Below are 7,128 nucleotides of genomic sequence, written 5' to 3' on the forward strand. Positions count from 1 at the left end.
TTGCCGCAATACTTAATAGGTACTTATAAAAAATAATTAAAATAATAATAGTCTCGAGCATATAAAAACAATAAGAAAAATTATAATATAAAAAAATTCTAAATGAGTTTGAGGCTGTTTGATAACTTTTATTAAAAAAAGGGGGGCTTTTTATAATAACGCACTTAGTTTTTTTGTTCGTTCTATTGTTATTATTACCTGCTCTAAATAAAAAGTATCCCTTTTACATTTTAGCCTTTGGTGTATTGTTTTTATTTTTAGCTTTACGATACGATTTTGGTAATGATTACATGTCCTATTTAAATATACATCAGGCACTAAATGATGGGCGTTATGCTTGGGGGGTGAATGACCCTTTATATCGATCATTAAATCTTTTGATACCAAACTTTTATATATTTGTGGCTATTACCAGTTTTTTTTATTTAGTATGTATATTCTTTTTAATAAAAAATAATTTAACAAGAAATCAGTATTGGTTTGCTTCGTTAATACTATTGATTAATCCATACCTTTTTTTAATCCATTTATCTGCATTTAGACAAACTTTATCAATCTGTTTTGTTATATTGGCAGTTTATTATGGCATAAAGAAAAGGGCAATTTTTTATTTTTTCTTAGTATTAATTGCATCAGGTTTTCATCAAAGTGCGCTTATAATGCTTCCAATATATTTTTTACTAACGAATAAAAAATTAAATGTGGTAAAGATAACAACTATAGTCTTTTTAGTATTTATTCTGTTATCAACACCGCTATTAGGTACCTTAATTAATTGGACTTTAGATTTCTTTCCATCACATTATTCATCCTACTATGAAGAAGGACTACAAAACTCTTTAAGATCAACTTTAATATCAAGTTTTTTCTTTTTCTTAATTCTATTTAATATTAACAAGCTAGAGGGACAAGATTTGATTTATGGTAAATTATCATTAATTGCTACCATTATCTCCTTGTTAGCTTACAAAGTATCAATGATTTCAAGGATCGGTATGTACTTTGATGTTTTTTTAATTGTCACTATACCAGTAATTTTTTCAAAAATAAAGAATGTTAGACTTCGAACACTCTTATTTGTATTAATGATTTTTATTTATCTGTTACGTTATTGGTCCTTCTTTAACAATGATATTTGGATTGATTCGTATGGGACATATCAGACTATTTTAGGACGATGAGGTTTTGTTTGGAAACAAATAACATACAGATTCTAATTTGAAATCTATTGCTCTATTATAATAACCAGAGGATGTTACTATGAAAATTTTGTGGCTAATTAATATACCTTTACCTGAGGCAAGTGAATTATTAAATGAAAATCCTTCACCTTTTGGAGGGTGGCTAATTAATGCTTCAAAAGATTTAGCTAGGCAGCAAGGCATTAATCTAACAATAGCATTTCCCAAAAAAGGGGTTTCTACTTTTGTAGAACTTAGAGGAGAGAAAATCACTTATTATGCTTTCAAAGCACTTAAAGATAAGGATAAAGAACTAATTGAGGATAATCATATATTTAAAGATATCATAAAAAGAGTCAAGCCGGATCTTGTACACATTTATGGTACAGAAATGGCCCATACACTTTCTATGGTTAATATTTGTAACAAGCTAAAAATAGAGACCGTAATATCTACACAAGGATTAGTTTCAATTATTTCGCAACACACATTTGCAAATTTACCTTGGAAAGTGGTTTATGGATCTACTTTAAGAAATTTATTAAGAGGAGATAGTGTCATTGGCTTACAAAAATTGTATTACAAAAGGGGTAAAAATGAAGTTGAGGCTATAAAAAAAGTTAAACATATAATCGGTCGTACAACCTGGGATAGAGCTTGTACATCTCAAATTAACCCAAAAGCCCAATATTATTTTTGCAATGAAACTTTAAGAGACGAATTTTATAATCACGAATGGGATATTGAAAAATGTGAAAGGTACTCTTTATTTTTAAGCCAAGCACATTACCCAATTAAGGGTCTTCACTATGTAGTTCAAGCTATGCCACATATAATAAAAAAATATCCAAATACTAAATTATATATTAGTGGAAAAGATATTATAAAGTCAGATACTATAAAAGATAAACTACTGATGACTTATTATGGAAAATTTATAAAAAGATTGATTAAAGATTACAAGTTAGAAAATAATATAGTGTTTACAGGATCTTTAAGTGAATTTGAAATGTGTAAAAGATATTTAAGTTCAAATGTTTTTGTCTGTCCTTCGTCTATTGAAAACAGTCCCAACTCTTTAGGTGAGGCAATGATTTTAGGTGTTCCGTGTGTTGCTTCCTATGTGGGGGGTATACCTGACATGCTAAAACATGGAGAGGATGGTTTCTTGTACCAACCTGATGCCCCATACATGTTAGCACATTATGTGTGTGAGATATTTAAAAATAATGGGTTAGCTTTACAATTTTCAAAGAATGCAAGAGCCCGTGCATGGAAAAGGCATTATCCTAAAACAAATACAGATCGTTTAATAGAGATATATGAAGACATATTGCAAAAGAAGGAATAGGTATTGAAAATTAAAAATAAATTTGCAGAATCTCTAGAAAGAATAAAATGTAATGATGTTGCCGCCAAGATCATTCATAATACAAGTTGGCTAGTTGGAGACAAGGTTTTTACTATGATCATTGGTGTATTTGTGATGGCACTAGTAGCCAGGTATTTAGGTCCAGAAAATTATGGACTGTATAATTATGCGTTAGCCTTTGTCACATTATTTACAGCCCTATCAACTTTAGGTTTAGAAACGTTGTCCGTTAAATCAATCGTACAACAAGAGGAAGAAGAGGGCACGATACTCTTTACAAGTTTAGTTTTACGGGTTATAGGTGGCATAGTATTAACATTATTGGCTAGTGTGATTATCAGATTTATCGCACCAAATGACGAGCGTGTTCATTTACTTGTATTAATAATGTCATTCACCATGATTTTTAAATCATTAGAAGTCATAGAGTATTGGATACAAGCTTATCAAAAATCGAAAATATCTTCTTTAATTCGTATGGGGGCATATATTCTTTCTGCTCTACTCAAAGTGGGATTTGTAATACTAGAGGGAAACTTATATCATTTAGCTCTTATATATATGTCGGATACATTAATTGTGGGTATAGCACTAGTAGTAGCTTATTTCAAAAACAGAACATCAAATACAAGGTGGAAGTTCAAATTCCAATATGCAAAAAGTATATTATCCCAAAGTTGGTATTTAATTATTTCGGGACTTATGATTACAATTTATATGCAGATTGACAAAGTAATGTTGGGTTCCATGTTATCTAATAAAGAAGAATTAGGAATATTTTCAGCAGCAACTCAAATCGCTGGTTTGTGGTACTTTGTTCCAATGGCAATAATAACATCTTTTAAACCAGTTATTATGAGTAAGAAAAAAACAGATGAAAATAGTTATGTTAATGCAGTTCAATTTTTATACACTATTGTAGCATGGTTGAGCATCGGATTTGGAGTTTTTATTCTATTAACTTCAAGAATAATTATAAAAATACTTTATGGCTCTGAGTATCTAGAGGCAGCGGGGATCTTGTCGGTAAGTATTTGGGCGGGGACTTTTGCAATGCTTGGTACTGCTGCTTCAACTTGGTTAGTCTGCGAAGGGCTTCAGAAATATAGTACAGTTCTTGTTATTAGTGGTGCAATAACTAATGTAAGCCTCAATTTTATTTTAATACCCATCTTGGGTGGGTACGGTGCTGCAATTGCAACTTTAGCAACACAATTTATATCTAATTTTGTTGTTCCACTATTTATAAAAAAAGTAAGATACAGTTCTATTATGATGATGAAAGCATTTATGTTAAAAGGGCTAAAAAAATAAATTAGTAATCTTATGCATTGGAGAATATTTCGGAATTTAATTGAAAGGATAATTAGTATGGCAGATCAAAAAAAAGTAGTGCTCTATAATCCAGCAATAAGTAGTTTAAATATGGGAGACCATATCATATTTGATGGTGCATATAGAGAATTAGAAGGATTATTAAATGATTCTTTTATTGTAGAAGTATCAACACATTTACCAGTATCAAGATATTTAAGACACACCAAGGATTTTGACTACAAATTTGTGTGTGGAAGTAACTTGCTAAGAGGAAAAATGAATAGGCTCTTTAGGCAATGGGATATAAATATTTTTAATGCTAAAAATATAGGCCCTTGCGTATTAGTAGGAACGGGTTGGTGGCAGTACGGAGATGAACCAAATTATTATACAAAAAAATTATATAAGAGCGTTTTGTCTTCGGACTATTATCACTCAGTAAGGGATTCTTATACTGAAATGCAACTGAAAAATATGGGTTTTGAAAATGTTATAAATACAGGTTGCCCAACTATGTGGAGTCTTACAAAGGAACATTGTTCAGAGATACCAAGTGTTAAGTCTAAAGATGTTGTTTGTACAATTACCGATTATAATAAAGACCTATCAAGTGATAAAAAAATGATTGAAATTCTCTGTAACCATTATGAAAATGTATATTTATGGTTACAAGGAACGAAGGATTACGATTATTATAAGGAGTTAAGTGTAGAAAATAAAAAAATTAAATTGATCCCCCCTAATTTAAAATCATATGATGCAATCTTGGAAAAAAATGTTGATTATATTGGTACGAGATTACATGCAGGAATTCGAGCGCTTCAAAAAAAGAAAAGAGCAATTATCATTGCTATTGATAACAGGGCCATAGAAAAGCAGAAAGACTTTAATTTGAAATGCATTTCCAGAGAAGAAATTGAAAAATTGTCAGACTTAATTAATAGTAGTTTTACAACGGAGATTAATATACCAATTGATAATATTAAGAGATGGAAAAGTCAATTTCAAAAATGACTTAGATTTATTGGGGTGAAATAGTTGTATAAGGCTGAATTAGATGTTCCTGTAGCATTAATCTTTTTTACCAGACCTGAAACATTAAGAGAGGTTTTTAAAAAGGTAAGAAAAGCTCGACCATCTAAATTATTTTTAATTCAAGATGGTGAAAGAAATGCAAACGAACAAGATAAAATAAAAATCCAACAATGTAGAGAAATAGTTAATGATATCGATTGGGAGTGTGAGGTATTTAAAAATTATTCCGATGTAAACTTGGGATGTGGTACTAGACCATATACAGGTATTTCCTGGGTTTTTGAACACGTAGATAGGGCAATAATCCTTGAAGATGATTGTATCCCAGCTGATTCCTTTTTTTTATTTTGTAAGGAAATGCTAGAAAGATATAAAGATGATTCAAGGATAGGAATAATTAGTGGTTTGAATTATTTTAAAGAATATGATTTTGGCGGGTATTCGTACGGATTTGTTAAATCTGGAGCAATCTGGGGATGGGCAACCTGGAAAGATAGATGGGAAAAATATGAATATGATTTAAAAAAGATAGATGAAATATATATTAGAAATAATATTTTACTAGATATTACGCCAAAATTTGCAGCAAAAAGAAAACTAAAGACATGGGATAACGCAAGAAAAGAATTGAAACAAAAAAAAGTTACATCGTATTGGGATTATCAATGGGGCTTTATAAGGCATGCTAATTCATGGTTATCAATTGTACCGAAATATAATCAAATAACTAATATAGGAATTGGAACTGGCTCAACTCATTCAGGAAATAACATTAAGTTATTGCCAAAAAAAATCGCTAATTTTTTCTTCATGGATGTAAAAGAACTGGAACAACCACTTAAGCATCCAGATTTCGTTTTACCAGATAGGCTGTATGACGCTAAGTATTATAAAATAATTTATCCAAACCTTCCTGTTGGTCTATTAAGAAGAATATCCAGTATTGCAAAAAGACTTTATTATAAATAACATTTAGGTCAAACTATATAGAATTGTTTTTTTCATATTATAATGTAATTAGAGGGAAGCGAGGTGTATTATTTTCGAATGAACATTCTGGTAACTGGCGGTGCCGGATATATTGGCTCACATACCTGTGTTGCTTTACTTGAAGCGGGACACACTGTACTTGTTGCCGATAATCTTTGCAACAGTAAAGTAGAGGCCATTGAAAAGGTAAAGCAAATAACAAATAAAGAAATAACCTTTTATGAAATAGATGTTACAGATGAGATAGCAGTTAACACCATCTTTTCTAATCATGATATAGATGGTATTATTCATTTTGCTGGTCTAAAAGCAGTTGGTGAGTCAGTAGTAAAGCCGCTTGCTTATTATTATAACAACATTGTTAGTACGATGATTCTTGCCAAAGCTTGTCTTAAATATGGTGTAAACAAATTTGTGTTCAGTTCATCAGCAACTGTTTACGGCGATAATAAAGTACCATTTGTGGAAACTATGAATCTCTTACCAACAACAAATCCATATGGTGAAACAAAGGCAATGAGTGAACGGATTCTAACGGATATAGCAAAAGCTAATTCTGCTTTCTCTGTTTCGCTCCTCCGATATTTCAATCCAGTAGGGGCACATAAGAGTGGGTTAATTGGGGAAGCGCCAAATGGCATTCCAAATAATCTGATGCCATATGTTACTCAAGTAGCAAAAGGTAAACTAGAGAAATTACGTGTGTTTGGAAATGACTACCCCACGGTGGATGGTACCGGAGTTCGCGATTACATTCATGTAGTAGACCTTGCTGAGGGTCATGTTGCTGCATTGGAAAACCTAACTGAAGGTGTCCATGTTTATAATTTGGGAACCGGCAAAGGTACTAGTGTACTAGAATTAGTGAAGGCTTTTGAAGAAGCTAATGGTATTGAAGTTCCATATGAAATTGTAGAGCGTAGACCAGGAGACATCGCTTCATGTTATGCCGATGCTTCAAAAGCAAAGCGGGAACTAGGCTGGGTCGCTAAACGTGATATTATTGCGATGTGTCGGGACGCATGGCGTTTTGAGAAGAATTATAAAGAATAAGTAGAAAAAAAGCAATTACCCGCTGGGCTGTCTTATTTGGCAACTTGGCGGGTAGCTTTTTTTATGCGTTTAACGCATATTCCGCACGTAAATTTTTTGTATTTTTGATTTTTTTAAAGGAATTCTCCTCTTCTTTGTAGAATTGAATGATTATCTAAACTATGGAGAAAACGAGGGAAT

Annotated in this window: 6 protein-coding genes; all 6 read left to right on the forward strand. The window is 31.6% G+C overall.

The annotated features are described in order from the left end of the window. The first annotated feature begins 185 nt into the window (after positions 1-185). The gene (locus LIZ98_RS10375) at positions 186-1,181 is read left to right on the forward strand and encodes an EpsG family protein (RefSeq protein ID WP_227139552.1); all 996 of its coding nucleotides are present in this window, start codon (positions 186-188) and stop codon (positions 1,179-1,181) included. 79 nt (positions 1,182-1,260) lie between these two features. Then, positions 1,261-2,532, forward strand: a complete 1,272-nt coding sequence (locus tag LIZ98_RS10380; RefSeq protein WP_227139551.1) for a glycosyltransferase family 4 protein — start codon at positions 1,261-1,263, stop codon at positions 2,530-2,532. A 3-nt stretch (positions 2,533-2,535) separates the two neighbouring features. Next, positions 2,536-3,867 (forward strand): flippase, encoded by a 1,332-nt coding sequence (locus LIZ98_RS10385; RefSeq protein ID WP_227139550.1) that lies wholly within the window; start codon positions 2,536-2,538, stop codon positions 3,865-3,867. Between the two features lie 57 nt (positions 3,868-3,924). After that, positions 3,925-4,884 (forward strand): polysaccharide pyruvyl transferase family protein, encoded by a 960-nt coding sequence (locus LIZ98_RS10390; RefSeq protein ID WP_227139549.1) that lies wholly within the window; start codon positions 3,925-3,927, stop codon positions 4,882-4,884. A gap of 24 nt (positions 4,885-4,908) precedes the next feature. After that, the gene (locus tag LIZ98_RS10395; RefSeq protein WP_227139548.1) at positions 4,909-5,874 is read left to right on the forward strand and encodes a glycosyltransferase family 2 protein; all 966 of its coding nucleotides are present in this window, start codon (positions 4,909-4,911) and stop codon (positions 5,872-5,874) included. Positions 5,875-5,952: 78 nt separating this feature from the next. Continuing rightward, the gene (gene galE, locus LIZ98_RS10400; RefSeq protein ID WP_227139547.1) at positions 5,953-6,948 is read left to right on the forward strand and encodes a UDP-glucose 4-epimerase GalE; all 996 of its coding nucleotides are present in this window, start codon (positions 5,953-5,955) and stop codon (positions 6,946-6,948) included. Positions 6,949-7,128 lie beyond the last annotated feature (180 nt).

The organism is Caldibacillus sp. 210928-DFI.2.18 (genome assembly GCF_020554505.1).
Taxonomy (GTDB): Bacteria; Bacillota; Bacilli; order Bacillales; family Caldibacillaceae; genus Caldifermentibacillus; species Caldifermentibacillus hisashii.